The sequence below is a fragment of the Micromonospora sp. NPDC047793 genome (assembly GCF_040642635.1).
Taxonomy (GTDB): domain Bacteria; phylum Actinomycetota; class Actinomycetes; order Mycobacteriales; family Micromonosporaceae; genus Micromonospora.
In genome coordinates, this window is record NZ_JBEYSG010000005.1 from 1 (window position 1) to 15765 (window position 15765).

General features: G+C 73.1%; 17 protein-coding genes. 9 read left to right on the forward strand and 8 right to left on the reverse strand.

What is annotated here, in order from left to right; genetic code table 11:
• Window positions 1–137: 137 nt before the first annotated feature.
• The 3 genes from ABZ738_RS12490 to ABZ738_RS12500 all read right to left on the reverse strand — a co-directional run bounded on the left by ABZ738_RS12490 (window position 138) and on the right by ABZ738_RS12500 (window position 3605).
• Window positions 138–1499 (reverse strand): M28 family peptidase, encoded by a 1362-nt coding sequence (locus ABZ738_RS12490; protein WP_131055277.1) that lies wholly within the window; start codon window positions 1497–1499, stop codon window positions 138–140.
• Between the two features lie 180 nt (window positions 1500–1679).
• Window positions 1680–2321 (reverse strand): NAD(P)H-binding protein, encoded by a 642-nt coding sequence (locus ABZ738_RS12495; protein WP_357212772.1) that lies wholly within the window; start codon window positions 2319–2321, stop codon window positions 1680–1682.
• Between the two features lie 51 nt (window positions 2322–2372).
• The gene (locus ABZ738_RS12500) at window positions 2373–3605 is read right to left on the reverse strand and encodes a serine hydrolase domain-containing protein (RefSeq protein ID WP_357212775.1); all 1233 of its coding nucleotides are present in this window, start codon (window positions 3603–3605) and stop codon (window positions 2373–2375) included.
• A gap of 73 nt (window positions 3606–3678) precedes the next feature.
• Here ABZ738_RS12500 and ABZ738_RS12505 point away from each other — a divergent pair, with 73 nt between their 5' ends.
• From ABZ738_RS12505 to ABZ738_RS12525, 5 genes are all read left to right on the forward strand, one after another.
• Window positions 3679–4275: a pentapeptide repeat-containing protein gene (locus ABZ738_RS12505; RefSeq protein WP_131055272.1), complete on the forward strand. Its 597-nt coding sequence runs from the start codon at window positions 3679–3681 to the stop codon at window positions 4273–4275.
• A 137-nt stretch (window positions 4276–4412) separates the two neighbouring features.
• The gene (locus tag ABZ738_RS12510) at window positions 4413–5375 is read left to right on the forward strand and encodes a hypothetical protein (protein ID WP_357212779.1); all 963 of its coding nucleotides are present in this window, start codon (window positions 4413–4415) and stop codon (window positions 5373–5375) included.
• 62 nt (window positions 5376–5437) lie between these two features.
• Complete coding sequence (locus tag ABZ738_RS12515) at window positions 5438–5875, forward strand: nitroreductase family deazaflavin-dependent oxidoreductase (protein WP_357212782.1); 438 nt, start codon at window positions 5438–5440, stop codon at window positions 5873–5875.
• Between the two features lie 104 nt (window positions 5876–5979).
• Window positions 5980–6309: a hypothetical protein gene (locus tag ABZ738_RS12520; protein ID WP_131057063.1), complete on the forward strand. Its 330-nt coding sequence runs from the start codon at window positions 5980–5982 to the stop codon at window positions 6307–6309.
• A gap of 327 nt (window positions 6310–6636) precedes the next feature.
• On the forward strand, window positions 6637–6918 hold the full coding sequence (locus tag ABZ738_RS12525; protein WP_131057065.1) for an adhesin: 282 nt from the start codon (window positions 6637–6639) through the stop codon (window positions 6916–6918).
• 8 nt (window positions 6919–6926) lie between these two features.
• Here the strand turns inward: ABZ738_RS12525 and ABZ738_RS12530 are convergent, their stop codons facing one another.
• The 4 genes from ABZ738_RS12530 to ABZ738_RS12545 all read right to left on the reverse strand — a co-directional run bounded on the left by ABZ738_RS12530 (window position 6927) and on the right by ABZ738_RS12545 (window position 10781).
• Window positions 6927–8000: a beta family protein gene (locus tag ABZ738_RS12530; protein ID WP_176092841.1), complete on the reverse strand. Its 1074-nt coding sequence runs from the start codon at window positions 7998–8000 to the stop codon at window positions 6927–6929.
• 169 nt (window positions 8001–8169) lie between these two features.
• Entirely contained in the window at window positions 8170–8724 is a 555-nt protein-coding gene (locus ABZ738_RS12535; RefSeq protein WP_357212786.1) for a PepSY domain-containing protein, read from the reverse strand.
• Between the two features lie 81 nt (window positions 8725–8805).
• Window positions 8806–10089 carry a HAMP domain-containing sensor histidine kinase gene (locus tag ABZ738_RS12540; protein WP_131052067.1) on the reverse strand — a complete coding sequence of 428 codons (1284 nt, stop codon included), beginning with the start codon at window positions 10087–10089 and terminating at the stop codon, window positions 8806–8808.
• Entirely contained in the window at window positions 10086–10781 is a 696-nt protein-coding gene (locus ABZ738_RS12545) for a response regulator transcription factor (protein WP_131052068.1), read from the reverse strand. The genes ABZ738_RS12540 and ABZ738_RS12545 overlap by 4 nt, the downstream gene beginning before the upstream one ends.
• A gap of 103 nt (window positions 10782–10884) precedes the next feature.
• Between ABZ738_RS12545 and ABZ738_RS12550 the strand changes: the two genes are divergently transcribed.
• The 4 genes from ABZ738_RS12550 (at window position 10885) to ABZ738_RS12565 (ending at window position 14545) form a co-directional block, all read left to right on the forward strand.
• Complete coding sequence (locus ABZ738_RS12550) at window positions 10885–11382, forward strand: septum formation initiator (RefSeq protein ID WP_357212790.1); 498 nt, start codon at window positions 10885–10887, stop codon at window positions 11380–11382.
• Window positions 11383–11593: 211 nt separating this feature from the next.
• Window positions 11594–12001, forward strand: a complete 408-nt coding sequence (locus ABZ738_RS12555) for a hypothetical protein (protein WP_201272312.1) — start codon at window positions 11594–11596, stop codon at window positions 11999–12001.
• 288 nt (window positions 12002–12289) lie between these two features.
• Window positions 12290–12682: a cupin domain-containing protein gene (locus ABZ738_RS12560; RefSeq protein ID WP_117228987.1), complete on the forward strand. Its 393-nt coding sequence runs from the start codon at window positions 12290–12292 to the stop codon at window positions 12680–12682.
• A 66-nt stretch (window positions 12683–12748) separates the two neighbouring features.
• Window positions 12749–14545, forward strand: coding sequence for a glycoside hydrolase family 15 protein (locus ABZ738_RS12565; RefSeq protein WP_357212794.1), 1797 nt, complete (start codon window positions 12749–12751; stop codon window positions 14543–14545).
• Between the two features lie 18 nt (window positions 14546–14563).
• Here ABZ738_RS12565 and ABZ738_RS12570 read toward each other — a convergent pair whose 3' ends face one another.
• Complete coding sequence (locus tag ABZ738_RS12570; protein ID WP_357212797.1) at window positions 14564–15757, reverse strand: threonine synthase; 1194 nt, start codon at window positions 15755–15757, stop codon at window positions 14564–14566.
• Window positions 15758–15765: the final 8 nt, after the last annotated feature.

Sequence of the window (15765 nt, forward strand, 5' to 3'; positions counted from 1 at the left end):
CGCCGGTGCCCGCACCGCCCGTCGTACCGCCCGCACCGCCCTCCACCACCTCCGCCCCCCCCCCCCCCCCCCCCCCCCCCCGGGGGGGGGGGGGGGGCCGCCCCCCCCCCCCCCCCCCCCCGCCCCGGTGGTGGGTGTCAGTGTCCGGCCGTCGCGTACGTCGCGCAGCCGATCAGCTCCATTGACACCTGCAACCGCTCCAGGCTGATGTTCTTGGCGATGGTGTCCTCCGGGCTGTGGTACGGCGGCTCCAGCAGCGCCGGAGACTCCTCACCCCGCCAGGAGAAGTTGGCGCTGGCGATGCCGACCTCCTGGAACGACTGGTGGTCACTGGCGCCGCGCTGGGTCACCGGGGAGATCTGCGGCTGGTAGCCGAGCCGCAGTGCCGCGGCGGAGACCTCGTCGGTGGCCCGGTTGGCCTCGCCGGTGAAGGAGAGCAGCCAGTACCGCGTCGCCGGGTCCCAGCTCGTGGCGACCATGTCGTTCTGGTAGACGGCGAGGATCCGGTCCCGCTCCACCTGCGGCAGCTCCCGCACGTAGTAGCGCGAGCCGATCAGGCCCTGCTCCTCCGAGCCCCAGAGGCCGAACCGGACCGTGGCGTTGATCGGGATCGCCTTCAGCACCCGGGCCAGTTCCAGGCAGAGCACGGTGCCGGAGCCGTCGTCGTTGGCGCCCGGCGCGCCGATCACCGAGTCGTAGTGCGCGCTGACCATGACCACCGGGCCGTTCGCGCCGGACCGCCCACGCCGCTCGGCCAGCACGTTGTACGAGGTCAGGCCGCGGTGCGCGGTGGTGGCGACGGTGAGGGTGAGCGGTCCGGCGGCGAGCAGCGCCCGCAGCCGGTGCTTCTGCGCCTGGGCGACGCCGACCACCGGGATGCCCAGCGGCGTGGCGGCGGAGCCGGGCAGGGTGGGCGAGAACGCCGACGCGCGGCGCGGCTCGACCAGGTCGGCCGGGAGGAAGACCACACCGGCCGCACCGGCGGCCACCGCCCGCGCCGCCACCGCCTCCCGCTGGGCGGCGACGTAGTCCACCAGCACGATCTTGCCGGCGACGTCGGCGGTGAAGTCCGCCGCCGCACCGGCCCGCACGTCGACGACCGCGGCGGTGACCGAGGTGTCCAGGGCGGCGTGGGCGCTGGCCCCGACCTGCCAGTTCAGGTCGGTCGGCAGGCCGGCGGGGGAGCTGAGCTGGGCGAGGAACTTGTCGGCCACCGGAAACGGTTGCAGCGTGGTGTCGTACCGCAGCTTGTCGAACTGGCCCGCGAGGTAGTTCGCGGCCCGGCGCTCGGACTCGGTGCCGCCGATGCGCGGGCCGATGTCCTCGGAGAGCACCTTCAGGTGTTCCAGCGCCCGGCGGGGGGAGAGCTGAGCGATGACCTTGCGGTCCTGGGGGGTGAGCTTGGGCGGGCGGTGTGCGCCCGGCCGCTTGTCGTCGGCGGCCCAGGCCGGTGCCGGGAGTGCCACGGTGGCCGCCCCGCCGAGTGCGACGGTGAGCATGCGTCGACGGTTGAACACAGTGGAGCTGGACGATTCGTGCGAGGGTGTCACGGCGTCGTCGAGGGATGACAAGAGCAAGCCTCCTGATTCGAGGTACGGACCCAGGAGTCAGGGGTGAACATCCCGGGTCACTGCGGCTCGAATCTAACCCGCTAGCTGCTCGTTCTCAAGATCGAGGAATTAGTATGCGGCAGTGAACCGCATATTCCGGAAACGCGGGCTCTCGATTTCGTCGACCACCGCGACCGCCAGATCCTCGTAGCTGAGCGCGCTGCGGCCATCGTCGTCGGTCACTGGCTGCTCGGTGCCGGTGCGGTACCGTCCGGTGCGCTCGCCGGGATGGAACTCCAGCGGCGGCGGGGACAGGTAGGTCCAGGTGACACCGTCGGCAGCGGACCGGTAGACGTCCAGCGCGTCGGCCTGGCCGAGCGCGGCCTCCCGGTAGTCGGCGGGGAAGTCCGGCTCGTCGAGCAACCGGCCCCCGGTCGGCGTGAGCAGGGTGGACCCGCCGCCGACGTGGATCACGCGGGGCGCGGCCGGCATCCCGCCCAGCACGTGGAGCAGCCTCCGGGCCGCGTCCGGCCACAGCGTACGGTCGCCACCGCCGATCGCCACCACCAGCGCGTCGGCGTCCGGCGCCAACTCCCGTACGCTGCGCTCGCTGGTGGCGTCCCCGGTGACCACGCGTACGGCCGGTGGCAGGTACGAGACGGCCTCCGGTCGGCGTACCGCGGCCACCACCCGGTGTCCCCGGTCGACCGCCTCCACCACGATGCGGGAACCCGCGGTGCCGCCCGCCCCGAACACGACGATGTTGCTCACCACCCCAGGCTATGGACCGGGCCCGGGGAGCGTCGGTGGAACGGCGATCCTTCAGTCCACCAGGGCGGAGTAGACGAGCTGCCTCAGCTGCGCGCGCAGCGGCCAGGTGCTCGACGGCATGAGCTGGGTGAACAGCAGGGCGGTGAGCTGCTCCGCCGGGTCGACCAGGAACGCGGTGCTGGCCACCCCGCCCCAGTAGTACTCGCCCACGCTGCTCGGCAGCCGGCTCGGCACCGGGTCGTCGACCACTGCGAAGCCGAGGCCGAACCCGATGCCGTCCAGCGTCGTCTCGGCGAACCCGCCGGTGGACAGCGTGCCCAGGTCACCGCCGCCGGGCAGGTGGTTGCGGGTCATCAGGCGCACCGTACGCGGGCCGAGCAGGCGTACCCCGTCGAGCTCGCCGCCGCGCAGCAGCATCTGGGTGAACCGGTGGTAGTCGGCGGCCGACGAGATCAGGCCACCGCCGCCGGAGAGGAGACTCGGCTTCGCGTACGCCAGGTCGCCGAGCCGGTCGTGCCGGACCGCCCGACCGGTGGCCGGGTCCGGCACGTAGAGCGCGGCCAGTCGCTCGGCGTCGGCCCCCGCCACGTGCCAGCGGGTGTCGGTCATGCCCAGCGGATCCAGCATCCGTTCGCGCAGGAAGGTGTCCAGGCTCTGCCCGGAGACCACCTCGATCAGCCGGCCCAGCACGTCGGTGGCGACCGAGTAGCCCCACGCGGTGCCGGGCTGGAACAGCAGTGGCAGCTCACCGAAGACCCGGGAGGCCTCGGCCAGGTCCACGCCCGACGGCGGGTACAGGTCGTACCCGGCGGCCCGGTACAGGCCGTCGACCACCGAGGTCTGCATGAAGCCGTACGTCAGCCCGGAGGTGTGACTGAGCAGGTGCCAGACCCGGATCGGCTCGATCGCCGGCACCGTGTACGGCTTCAGCGTCGAGCCCTTCGAGTAGACCCGCATGTCGGCGAACTCGGGCAGCCAGCGGCCGATCTCGTCGGTCAGCTCGAAACGGCCCTCCTCCCAGAGCATCATCGCCGCCACCGAGGTGATCGGCTTGCTCATGGAGTAGATCCGCCAGAGCGTGTCCGCCTCGACCGGCGTACCCGCCTCGCGGTCGCGCAGCCCGTACGCCGCACTGTGCGCGATCTCGCCGTGCCGGGTGACCAGGACCTGGAAACCGGCGAGCCGGCCGTCGTCGACGTACCGGCCGAAGTGCGCGTCGATCCGGGCCAGCCGGGCCGGGTCGAAACCGACCTCGGCCGGCGCGATGCTGCGTGCCATGCTCATCCGACCGAACCTACCGGCCGGTACGCGGGCCGGGAACGAAAGGTCGTCGGTGTCACTGGCTAGGCTCCGCCTCATGCCGGAGCCGATCGAGGGCGTCACCTTCCACGACGAGGACTGGTACGCCGAGGAGCTGACCGACCGGCGTTTCGTCGGGTGCACCTTCCACCGCGTCGACTTGACCGAGGCCACCAGCCGGGGTGCCGTCTTCGACGGCTGCACCTTCGGCGACGTGCTGTTCAACGTCTCCCGGCACGTCGACTCGGCCTTCACCCGGTGTGTCTTCACCCGCTGCAACCTGTTCGAGGCGGAGTTTACCGGCTGCAAGTTCGTGGGCAGCAGCTTCGACCGGTGCGATCTGCGTCCGCTGACCGTCGACGGCGGCGACTGGTCGTTCGTCACGCTCGCCGGCGCCGACCTGCGGGGCGCGCGCCTCACCGGCGTACGCATGCGGGAGGCCGACCTCTCCGGTGCCGACCTGACCGGCGCGACCGTGAGCGGCGGCGACCTCTCCGACGTGCAGTGGCGCGGAGCCCGGCTGTCCGGTGCGGACCTGCGCGGCAGTGACCTCTCCGGTCTGGATCCGACCGCCGTGCACCGCTCCGGCGCGATCGTCGACGCGGTGCAGGCCGTCATGATGGCCCGCGCCCTCGGCTTCCAGGTCCTCGGCTGAGCCGTCCGTGGCGACGAACCGGCCACGACGCTGCCGCCTGACTAGCGCGCCGGGTGTCGGTGATGCGAATGTGAGACGGCCCCGCGTCCGGGTCGAGCGTGCCGGCGTGATTCCGGTCCGGCAGAAGTGGAGAGTCGGTGGCGGAGGAGAAGCCCGCGCAGCCGGTCGGGCCGGCGTCGCACCGCACCCGGGCGGGCCGCCGCCGCGCGGAATCGGCCCGACCCTCGCCACCGACAGCGCCACCGTCGGCCGAAGGGGAGACCCGGGCAGCGGCCCGACGGCTCGCCCGCGCCCGGCGACGTCGGCGCACCACGGTGGAGGCGGTCGCCGCCCTCGCCGGTCTGCTGGCCCTCGTCGGCTACGTCAACTGGTGGTCGGAGCCGGTGCCGGACGACCAGCCGGACCCGGACGGCCTGCCAGCGGTGGTCGGGCGTCCGGCGCTGCCCAGCGCCACCGCCGACGCCGACGCCATGCCGGGCCTGCGACCGCGCGAGCGCAGTCCGAGCCCCTCGCCGAGTGCCGTCGTGGTGCCCACGCCCGCCCCGCCGGCCGCGCCGCCGACGCTGACGCTCGGCCGGGCCGACATCCCGGCGACGGTGGACCTGACCGAGGCGGGCCGCCGCGACTGGCTGCACTGGGGCCTCGGCGGCACCACCAGTCCGGTACGCAAGCGCGACGGCTCCGCCTCCCTGCGTGACCTGGGCGGCCAGGGCGACCGGGACAGCTGGGACGGCAACCAGGAACTGTTCCGGTGGCGCGACGGAGCGCCGGTGAACTCGGCCGGCGACGTCGCGGACGGGGTCTACACCTGCGGTGCGGGCAACGGTTTCCGGCTCGCCGTCGTCGCCGACGGTCAGCCGCGTACCGCCACCGTCTATCTCGGCGTCTGGATGGCCCGGGGTCGGCTCGACGTACGCGTGGGCGACGACGGGCCACGCCGGACGCTGCGTCTGGAGGAGCGGCACACCAGTCTCTCCTCGGGCGTGACGGTCCGGTTCGAGGCGCCGCAGGGCACCCGTGTCCTGCTCACCTGGACGGTGGAGGAGACGTTCACACCGCACTGCGGCAACGTCGGCCTCCAGGCCGTCGCACTGCGCTGACCTGCCCCCGGCACGGTTCTCCAGTAGCGTGGTCGGTGACCGATCATGATCGAGGAGGACCGATGACGTCGGGCGAGAAGGTAGTGGACAGCCCCACCGACTGGGTGGCCGAGCACATCGACAGGTACGTCGAGACCGACGGTGCCGAGGGACACGAGTGGCAGCCGGGCGTGTTCACGTTGCTGCTGACCACCCGGGGCCGACGCAGCGGCGCCCTTCGCCGGACCGCGTTGATCTACCGGCGGCACGGCGACGCGTACGTGGTGGTCGCCTCCCAGGGCGGCGCTCCCCGACACCCCGCCTGGTATCTGAACCTGCTCGCGGACCCGGAGCCCCAGGTCCAGGTCGCGGCCGAGCGCTTCACCGCACGGGCCCGCACCGCCACGGCCGAGGAGAAGGCCCGGCTCTGGCCGGACATGGTCGCCGTCTGGCCGGCGTACGACGACTACCAGACCAAGACGGACCGGGACATCCCCGTGGTGTTGCTGGAACGCCTCTGACGGCAGCCGTACCCGCCGTCGGGCAGTTTGTCCGTCGGGTCGCCTCCACCGGACCGTACCGTCCTGCTGTCCGGGTTCAACTGTCCTTTGTGGAGGCCAGGCTGATGAGCAGCAGCAGTACCCTCCGTCCGTCCCCGCCCACCGGCGAGCCGGTCGGAACGGCGTTGCGGGAGATCCCGCTGCCGCCGTACGTGACCGCCGAGGACGCCCAATTCGCCGTCCGTGCCGTCGTGGTGCACGCGCCCCGAAGATGGTCCGGCGGCACAGTCTGTCGCAACGACGCCAGCCCGCACCCGTGCCGGCTGCACCGCTGGGGCACCCGCGTGCTGGCGCTGCGCGGCCTGCGTGACTCCGAGATCGCCGCCCTCATCGAACGCGGCGATCCCGCCGCTCCCGTCCCCCCGCCCAAGATGCAAGGAAGGGCCCCCTCCTAACGCCTGCGGTATAGCAGGGGTCCCCTCCTAACATCAGGGAAACCTCGTCGGGTACCCGTTCGCAGAGCTTTCACACCCGGTTAATCAATCGACGGTAGTCTACTTGACGGATGCCTTCAGAGCGGGCACCGTGGGCAGTGGAGGGGCCTTGAGCTGCCCCGATGCGGCGGTGGGCGACCGCTGCCCGGCGAGCCGCGCCGGGTGTGGTCGGCCTGGAAAGGCCGCCACATCCGTACCCGGTGTGCGGGCCGAGTGCCGGTCCGCTCACGGACTGGCCGGCAGTGTGCCTCCGGCACCGGGAGTCGAGAACCCACGAGGAGTCCCGCCATGCTCACGATGACCGACAACGCCGTCCTGGTGATCCGTGATCTCGCCAACCAGCAGGACGTGGCCGAGGGCGGTGGGGTACGCATCGCCGCGGACACCACCGCCGGATCGCTCACCGTCGAGCTGGTCGCCGCGCCGGTCGCGGGTGATCAGGTGGTCGACAACCAGGGCGCCCGCATCTTCCTCGACTCCGACGCCGCCGACCTGCTCGGCGACGCCGCGGTCGACGCGACCGTCGACGACGAGGGCGTGGTGCAGTTCGGGTTCACCGAGCAGCAGTAGCCGCAGGCTCAGCCCGCGCGGCGGTGCTCCCCGCCACGGGGCCGTGGGGGCGGGACGGGCCCCGGCGGCCGGGCTCCACCACCGCTGGTACGCCCCAGTGTGGCCAGCACGTGTGCCAGGTGGTGCGAGGTGCTCCAGGCCACCCAGTTGGTCGCCGACCCGGCTCCGGCGACCCGACGCGCCCGGCGCACGATCTCGTGGTCGCCCCAGGAGAAGCCGGCGCCCGTCGACGGCCAGTGCGGCGCGGACACCAGTTCACGGCAGAGGTCGGCGACCCGCTCGTCGCCGCGCCGGCCCCGCCGCGACCACCGGTAGAGCCACCACGCGTCAACGTCGGTGTAGCGGACCGTCGGCAGCCGGTCGGCCGGTTCCGCGCCGGGCGCGGCGGAGGCGACGCCGTAGTCACCGAACCCCACCCCGAGGTCGGCCAGCCGCCGCCAGAGCAGCCAGTCCCAACGGTCCAGCCGGACCGGTTCGTCGGTGGGCAGTCGGGCCAGTGCCGGGGGCATCCCGCCCGCCACCACGGTGACCGTGCGCCAGGCGTGCCGTCGGGCCCAGTCCCGCGCCCGGCGTACCCGGGGCTCCGTCGTGCGGATGTCCGCCGGGCAGCACACGTCACCGCAGTCGAGCACCAGGTCGCACTGCTCGGGGGCCAGTCGCGCGTACCGCCAGATCCGTTCCACGGCGGTCGTGGCGGCGTCGGGTCCGGCCCGGTCCAGGCGGATCCGCAGGCGCACCACGGCCCGGCCGCAGTACGCCCGGGCGGTGACCCCGTGCGCCGCGAGCCGCTGGTCACCGTCGGTCAGGCCGATCACCGGAACCAGCGGTACGCCCCATCGCAGCGGCTCGGCACCGGCCGGATCGGGCAGCGCGCCCACGTCGACGGCCGGGATCAGCCCCGGCGGCAACCGGTTCACGGCTTCCACGATGGATCTGTCGAGTTCGGACACGTGCAGGATCGGGGCGATCAGCGGGGCGAGGGCGTCGTCGAGGTGGCCGAGCGCGTCCAGTTCGCCCCGCCGTGCGGGGAGAACGGGACGGTAGACCGGTTCCGTCGCCCAGCCCCGGTGGGCGGGCACCATAATTAAATGTAGCCAGGTGATTACCCAGCTCACAGGGCATGCAGCCGGAAATTCGGCGGAACTCTGTCAGCTCCGCGACTGTCATCGCGGGGCACCGACAGCGCGACACCCCGGGCGGCAGGTGCCGCCCGGGGTGTCCATCGGCCGTCACCGGCCCGCTGTCGACCGGTCAGTCGTCGTCGCGGTCGTCATCGTCGTCATCGTCATCGTCGTCGTCATCGCGGTCGTCGTCGCCGTCGTACCGCTCCTTCTCGGCCTTGAGCACCTCGCCGGTCTCCCGGTCGACGTCGATCTCGTGCTCGACGTCGCCGTTGACGATCTCGACCTCCCAGACCGGGCGCTTGTTCTCCCGGTCCCGGTCGATCTCGGTGATCCGACCGCCGCCGGCGTGCGCCAGGGCGATCTCACCGGCCCGCTCGCGGCTCACCTTGTCGGCGGGGTCCGGCGTGCCGGTGCCGGCCGGCGGGGTGGCCGTGGTCGGGTCGGCGGGCGGGGCCACGGTGCCGGGGTCGGTCGGCGGGGCGACCGTGCCCGGGTCAGCCGGGGGAGTGACCGCGTCGGGAGCGACCGGGGTGGTCTCCTCCGGCGCGGCGGTCGCCGCGGTCAGCGTGGTCTGCCGCGCGCGGTCGGTGTCGGCCGCCGTGACGCCCAGGAAGATCCCGGCCGCCGCGAGGACCGCCGCGGCGCCGCCGACCGACGCCAGGATCAGGGGGTTGCGCTTCATTGGTGCCACCTCTCCTCGGTTGATGCACACAGCATCTGTCGCGGCGGGATAGCGGCGCGCTGTCCGAACACTAAGGCCGGGTTAAAAGCGCTCGGCGATCTTCGGCGTGCCCAGGACGAGCACCACCTCGGCGCCGCCACCGGGACGTTCGCCCAGTTCCAGCCGGCCGCCGCTGGCCTGGGCGGCCCGGCGGGCGATGTCCAGCCCCAGGCCGGTCGACCCGGCCTGGCTGGCTCCGCGCCGAACCGACTCGGCGGCGATGCCGGGGCCCTCGTCGGCCACCGCCAGCACCACCCGGTCGCCGTCGGGAGCGAGTCGCACGGCGAAGGCGGTGCCGTCGGGGGTGTGCGCGAAGACGTTGCCGAGCAGCGCGTCCACCGCCGCCGCCAGCTCGTCGACGGGGACGCCGACCGGCAGCGGGCCGGGTGCCAGGTCGAGGTCGACCGCCCGGCCGGTCTCCTCGGCCAGCACCGACCAGAAGGCCACCCGCTCGGTCACCGTCGCCACGGCGTCGGTGACCACCGCACCGTCGGCGGGCGTACGCCAGCGGGCCTGCCGGATCAGACCGGTGACCGCCCGTTCCAGCCCGTCCACCGCACCGGCGATCCGGGCGGCGTCCTGCGGATCGGTCAGCGACTCGGCCTCCAGCCGCAGCGCGGTCAGCGGGGTCCGCAACCGGTGGGACAGGTCGGCCACCTGCTCGCGTTCCTGCACCAGCAGTTCCTGGATCCGTCCGGCCAGGTGGTTGAGGGCACCACCCACCTCGCGCAGCTCCGCCGGCCCGGACGGCTCGACCCGCGCGTCCAGTTCGGCGTTGGCCAGCCGGTGCGACACCGCCGACAGCTCACCGATCGGGCGGACCAGGGTGCGGGCCAACCGGTCGGCCACCGCGAGACCGATCAGCACCAGCAGCAGTCCGAGCAGGGAGAGCACCAGCCAGGCCCGGTCCACCCCGTGGGTCAGCTCGGCCTCGGAGACGAAGGTGCGGATGACCGCGGTGCCGTCCGTACGGCCCTGTACCGCGATCACCACCTCGCGGCCCTCCGGCGTCTCGGCCGTCAGGCTCTGCCCCCGGGCGGCCAGCTCGACGGCGGGCGTACGCGGTGCCGGTGCGCCGAGCTGTTCGCCGTCGGGGAGGAAGACACTGACCGGGCGGCCGGACTGGACGAGTTGGTCGACGGTCAGCCGGACGGTCTCGGAGTCGGCGGTGCCGACCACCGGGGCGAGACCCTGCACGTCGGCGGTGGCCCGTGCGGTCGCCCGGTCCTCGGCGGAGGTCCGCAGGAGCAGCGCCAGCGGCACCAGGAAGGCGATCACGATGAGCACGCTGACGGCGGTGACCAGCAGTGCCAGGCGCGCCCTCATCGTGGTGCCTCGGGCGAGACCAGCCGGACCCCCACCCCGCGCACGGTGTGCAGGTAACGCGGCTGCTGGGCGCTCTCGCCGAGTTTGCGGCGCAGCCAGGACAGGTGCACGTCGACGGTCTTGTCCGCGCCGCCGTACGGGATCTGCCACACCTCGGTGAGCAGCTCGCGTTTGGTCACCACCTCGCCGACCCGGGTGGCCAGGTGGCGCAGCAGGTCGAACTCGCGCGGCGTCAGCTCGACCGGCGCGCCGTCCAGGCTGACCTGCCGTGCCCGGGGGTCGATCCGCAGTCCGCCGACGACCACCGTCGGGTCCTCCTCGGCCGGTCCGCCCGGCCCGCGTCGCAGTACCGCGCGGACCCGCGCGTCGAGTTGGGCGGCGGTGAACGGCTTGACCACGTAGTCGTCGGCCCCCGCGTCGAGGACCCGGACGATCTCCGTCTCGTCGTCGCGGGCGGTGGCGATGATGACCGGCACCGCGCTGACCGCGCGCAGCATCCGGAGCAGTTCGCGGCCGTCCAGGTCGGGCAACCCGAGGTCGAGCACGACCAGGTCGGGGCGGTCGTCGAGCGCGTCGCGAAGCCCGGCCATCGCGGTCGACGCCGCCGCCACCGCGTGTCCCCGCTCGCGCAGCGCCCGCACCAGCGGGGTGCGGATGGTCAGGTCGTCCTCGATGAGCAGCAGGCGGGCCACAGCAGGCAGGGTATATCCGCCCGGGCGCGACGGCGGCGTCCGTTAACCCTCCCTTAGCCTTCCCCGAAGGTCGGCTCAACCCGCGATCAGGGATAGTCGGGTGATGGGACGTCGCACGCTCCTCGCCGTCGCCGGGTGGCTGGCCACCGCGGTGGTCGCCACGCTGATCGGAGTCGCCGCCATCCGGCTGGTGGGGGAGAGCCTCACCAGCACGCCGGGCGGCGTCCGCAGCCAGGAGGAGATCGCCCGCGAACTGGCCGCGCCGCCCCGGCCGACCGGACCGACGAGCGGTACGCCGGGCCCGACCGGTACGCCGGACCCGACGGCCACGGCCCCGGTGAGCCCGACCACCTCGACGAGTCCCACTCCGGAGCCGTCCCACCGGCGCAGTTTCTCCAACCAGGGCGGCAGCGTGGTGGCCGAGTGCGTGCCGGGCGGGGTGTGGCTGGCGTCCTGGTCGCCGAAGCAGGGTTACTCGGTCGAGGACGTGGACCGGGGGCCGGACGACGACGCCGAGGTGAAGTTCGTCGGTCCGAGCGGCGAGCACGAGCTGTCGGTGCGGTGCACCGGTGGCGTACCGGTGCTCGACCTCGACGACTGACGACACACACCCGACTACGGAAGTTCCGTCGCAGGTCAGAGCCTTGATCTAGATCTCGATTGTCCTTGATCGGACAGCCTGTCGTGTGGCTGTCGACGGGGAACGCGACATACGTTCGATGCACAAAGGGTGCTGATCGGTGCTGATCCTTCTTAGTCGCCCCAATCAACTCAACACGTCTCGGCCGCCCGGCCGGCTGGAGAGGAGAACGATGTCCAGCGCGAGAGCCAGGAGCAGGCGGGCGACCCAGCCGGCGCCAGGCGAGGAGACCACGGCCCGTGCCGACGCCGCGCACACCACCTGCGGCGGCGCCGGCATGCCGTCCACGGCGAGGGTGCTGTTCGCCGTGGTCAGCGCGAACGGTGTCCTGGTCCGGGGGATGGGCGCCGCGACCGCCGACCGGTTGAGCACCGGGATGTACCAGGTGGTCTTCGACCAGGACGTGACCGCCGCCGGATGTGTCGGCACGGTGGGGCTGTCGGGCAGCTCGGGGCTGGCGCCGTCCGGCCAGATCGCCGTCGCCGGGCGTACCGGCATCCCGAACGCGGTCTTCGTCACCACCTTCGACAGCGCCGGGGCCTCTGCCGACCGGCCCTTCCACCTGGCCGTCCTGGCGTAGCCGTGGAGTGCACCGTCCCGGCGTGGCCGCACGGACGGGGCACCGACCGAGGTCCGGGCACGAGCGCACGGCGCCGTTCGATCCGAGGACCCGAACGTCGCCGCGCTCAGCCGTCTCCCGCCACCGCAGCCGTACGGCGGTACGTCGACGGGGACCTGGCATGGCCGACCAGTGCCGGCCGGTCGTGTCGATCCCCGTTCGGCGTGCCTCCAAACCCTCGGATCGTTCGCAATTCCACTATCTGCAAGTCCCGGCGTGGAGCGGGTCGCAACGGGGTATGTCCCGGTCATGGAGCACTTCACTATCGCCACGGTCGCCGAGAAGAGCCCGGACTTCCGGCGCGTGCTGTGGACCGGGAAGCACACCCAACTGGTGATCATGACGATTCCGGCGGGCGGTGAGATCGGCGAGGAGGTCCACGAGGACATCGACCAGATCCTCACCTTCGTCAGCGGCACCGGCGAGGCCCGGGTGGCCGGCGAGAAGCGCGAGGTCGTGCAGGGAGACCTCGTGGTGGTGCCGGCCGGGACGAAGCACAACTTCGTCAACACCGGACCGAACCCGCTGGTGCTCTACACCGTCTACGGGCCGCCGGAGCACGCCGACCAGGCGGTGCACAAGACGAAGGAGGAGGCCGACGCGGCCGAGGCCGCCGGCGAGGACGAGCCGCCGACCTCCTGACCCGTCCCGCCGGCCCGGGCCTCCGGGCCGGCGTGATGTGGACGAGGATCCGGGTACGCGCACCGGATGGTGCAGCCGCCGATCTCCGACTACGCGTTCCTCTCCGACTGTCGATCGGGGGCGTTGGTCGGGCGGGACGGCTCCGTCGACTGGTGGTGCCCGAACAGGTTCGACTCGCCCGCCGTGTTCGCCCGGCTGCTCGACGCCGACGGCGGCCACTGGCGGCTCGCGCCGGTCGCCGCCGGGAGCGCCAGACACCGGGTGCAGCGGGCGTACCGACCGGACACCCTGGTGCTGCGGACCGTGCACCGGACCCCGGAGGGCAGCGTCGCGGTGACGGACGCGCTCGCCGCCGAGGCCGGTGCCCGGGGCCACGAACTCGGCCTGCGGTCGCCGGCCGTGCTGCTCCGCGTCGTGGAAGGACTCTCCGGCCGGGTACGAATGGCGCTCGACTTCCGGCCCCGGCCGGAGAACAGCCTGCTCACCCCTTACTTCTGCGAACTCGACGACGGTGGGGTGCGGGCCGTCGCCGGGCCGGTCGAGTTGACGCTGCGCTGCGCCGGGATGCGGCTGACCGCCGAGCACGACCGGGTGCGGCACGTCTTCGAGGTCGACGAGGGGCAGGTGCTCGGCTTCGAGGTCGCGTACGCCCCCGCCTACGGCGAACGGCCCCCCGCGCTGGACCCGGTCCGGCGGCTGGCGGACACCGTGCAGGCCTGGCGTTCCTTCCGCGACACGCACCACTACGACGGCCGGTACCCGGACCTGGTCCGACAGAGTGCGACCGTGCTCATCGGCCTCACGTACGCCCGCAGTGGCGCGGTCGTCGCGGCACCGACCACGTCGTTGCCGGAACGCGTCGGCGGTGACCGCAACTACGACTACCGCTTCTCCTGGCTGCGCGACTTCGCGATGACGATGCGCGCGCTGTGGGTGGCGGCCTGCCCCACCGAGGCGTCGCGGCTGTTCGACTGGTCGGCCCGCTCGATCGGCCGGATCGGTGCCGATCCGGTGCCGGTGATGTTCGGCCCGGAAGGGGAACGGGACGTCTCCGAGCACGACTGCCCCGGCCTGACCGGCTACGCGGGCAGCTCCCCGGTACGCGTCGGCAACGACGCCTGGCGGCAGCGCCAACTGGACGTACCGGGCGAGATGGTGTCGGCGGTGTGGCGTCTGCGCGACTACCTCGGCGAGCCGTTCGGCACCGAGGTGCGGGAGATGGTGCTCGGCCTCACCGAACAGGTGGCCGCCACCTGGCACCTGCCGGACCGGGGCATGTGGGAGACCCGCGACACCGACCGGCACTACGTGGCGTCGAAGGCGCTCTGCTGGGTGGCGATGGACAAGGCCGTACGGCTGGCACCCCACCTCGGCGAGCGGGCCGATCCGAGACGCTGGGCGGGCGTCCGGGACGAGATCCGCGCCGCCGTGCTCCGCGACGGCTTCAGCCGGGAGCGGGGTGTCTTCACCGGCGCGTTCGGCTCGCCCGAGCTGGACGCCGCAGTGCTGTACCTGCCGGTGGTGGGCTTCCTGCCGGCGACCGACCCCCGGATGCGCGCGACCATCGACGCCGTGGAGCGGGAACTCGGCGGCGAGGGCGGCCTGATCCGCCGCTGGGACACCGACCCGGCCGGCTTCCTGCTCTGCTCGTTCTGGCTGGTGGAGTGCCTGGTGCTGGCCGGCGAACAGGAGCGGGCGGCCCGGCTGTTCACGCAGGTGGCCGGGCACGCCAACGACGTCGGCCTGTTCAGCGAACAGATCGACCTGACCACCGGGGCGCAGCTCGGCAACACCCCGCAGGCGTTGTCGCACATCGGGCTGGTCAACGCCGCCTGGCGGTTGACCGACCCGGCCGCCGAGTGACCGTCCGGGCGTCGCGCGTCAGGCGGGCAGCAGCGGTACGCCGCTCACGTCCACCGTCTCCGGATACTTCAGCCCGGTCCCGGTGTTGAGCACCACCACCCGCTCGCCCGCGCGGATCCAGCCACCGGCGCGCAACCTGCGGGCGGCGGTCAGACAGGCCGCCCCCTCCGGGCAGAGCAGCAGCCCCTCACGAGCCGCGAAGTCCCGCAGGTCGGCGAGGATCTCGGCGTCGTCCACCGCGATCGCGGTTCCGGCGGTGGCGCGTACCGCGGCCAGGATCAACTCGTCGCCGAGCGGCGCCGGCACGGTGATGCCGAACGCCACCGTGTGCGCGTCCGCCCACGGCTGCGCCCGGTCCTCGCCGGCCGCGAACGCGCGCACGATCGGCGCGCAGCCGGTCGACTGCACCGCCACCAGCCGGGGCAGTCTGTCCTCGACCCAGCCCAACTCGCGCAGCTCACCGAGCGCCTTGTGGATGCCGATCAGCCCCACCCCGCCGCCGGTCGGATAGATGATCACGTCGGGCACCTGCCAGCCCAACTGCTCGACGATCTCGTACCCCATCGTCTTCTTGCCTTCGAGGCGGTACGGCTCGCGCAGCGTACCGGCGTCGAAGATCGAACCGGCCGAGGCCGCGACGAGCGCGGCGACCTGCCGCCCGGCGTCGCCGATCAGCCCGTCCACCAGGCGCAGGTCCGCCCCGGCGGCCACGCACTCGCGGCGGCAGATGGTCGGCGCGGACAGCGGCATGGCGATGGTCGCGCCCATCCCGGCGCGGGCCGCGTAGGTGGCCCACGCGGCGCCCGCGTTGCCGTTGGTCGGCATGGCGATCCGCCGCACCCCCAGCTCCCGGGCCCGGGACACCCCCACCGCCGCGCCGCGCGCCTTGAACGAGCCGGTCGGGGTCAACCCCTCGTCCTTGACCAGCAGCTCGTCGACACCGATCTCCGCGCCGTACGCCGGAGCACGCAGCATCGGCGTCCAACCCTCACCGAGCGTGGTGACGTACGCCGGGTCCGCCACCGGCAGCAGCTCCCGATAGCGCCACAGGTCGGCCGGGCGCAGCCCGAACCGTTCCGGCTCCACCGTCCGCCGCACCGCCGCCAGGTCGTAGCGGGCCAGCAGCGGCGAGCCGCACGAGCAGAGGTTCTGCGGTACGCCGGAGTCGTGCTCGGTGCCGCAGCGCGGGCACTCCAGGTGGGTCAGGTGCACGATGGCCC

Excerpts from the sequence above, each read along its gene's own strand:
- ABZ738_RS12565 (WP_357212794.1), top strand. The coding sequence starts at position 12,749 with ATGGTGCAGCCGCCGATCTCCGACTACGCGTTCCTCTCCGACTGTCGA.
- ABZ738_RS12555 (WP_201272312.1), top strand. The coding sequence starts at position 11,594 with ATGTCCAGCGCGAGAGCCAGGAGCAGGCGGGCGACCCAGCCGGCGCCA.
- ABZ738_RS12560 (WP_117228987.1), top strand. The coding sequence starts at position 12,290 with ATGGAGCACTTCACTATCGCCACGGTCGCCGAGAAGAGCCCGGACTTC.
- ABZ738_RS12550 (WP_357212790.1), top strand. The coding sequence starts at position 10,885 with ATGGGACGTCGCACGCTCCTCGCCGTCGCCGGGTGGCTGGCCACCGCG.
- ABZ738_RS12505 (WP_131055272.1), top strand. The coding sequence starts at position 3,679 with ATGCCGGAGCCGATCGAGGGCGTCACCTTCCACGACGAGGACTGGTAC.
- ABZ738_RS12520 (WP_131057063.1), top strand. The coding sequence starts at position 5,980 with ATGAGCAGCAGCAGTACCCTCCGTCCGTCCCCGCCCACCGGCGAGCCG.
- ABZ738_RS12530 (WP_176092841.1), bottom strand. The coding sequence starts at position 8,000 with ATGGTGCCCGCCCACCGGGGCTGGGCGACGGAACCGGTCTACCGTCCC.
- ABZ738_RS12515 (WP_357212782.1), top strand. The coding sequence starts at position 5,438 with ATGACGTCGGGCGAGAAGGTAGTGGACAGCCCCACCGACTGGGTGGCC.
- ABZ738_RS12525 (WP_131057065.1), top strand. The coding sequence starts at position 6,637 with ATGCTCACGATGACCGACAACGCCGTCCTGGTGATCCGTGATCTCGCC.
- ABZ738_RS12500 (WP_357212775.1), bottom strand. The coding sequence starts at position 3,605 with ATGAGCATGGCACGCAGCATCGCGCCGGCCGAGGTCGGTTTCGACCCG.
- ABZ738_RS12540 (WP_131052067.1), bottom strand. The coding sequence starts at position 10,089 with ATGAGGGCGCGCCTGGCACTGCTGGTCACCGCCGTCAGCGTGCTCATC.
- ABZ738_RS12535 (WP_357212786.1), bottom strand. The coding sequence starts at position 8,724 with ATGAAGCGCAACCCCCTGATCCTGGCGTCGGTCGGCGGCGCCGCGGCG.
- ABZ738_RS12490 (WP_131055277.1), bottom strand. The coding sequence starts at position 1,499 with ATGCTCACCGTCGCACTCGGCGGGGCGGCCACCGTGGCACTCCCGGCA.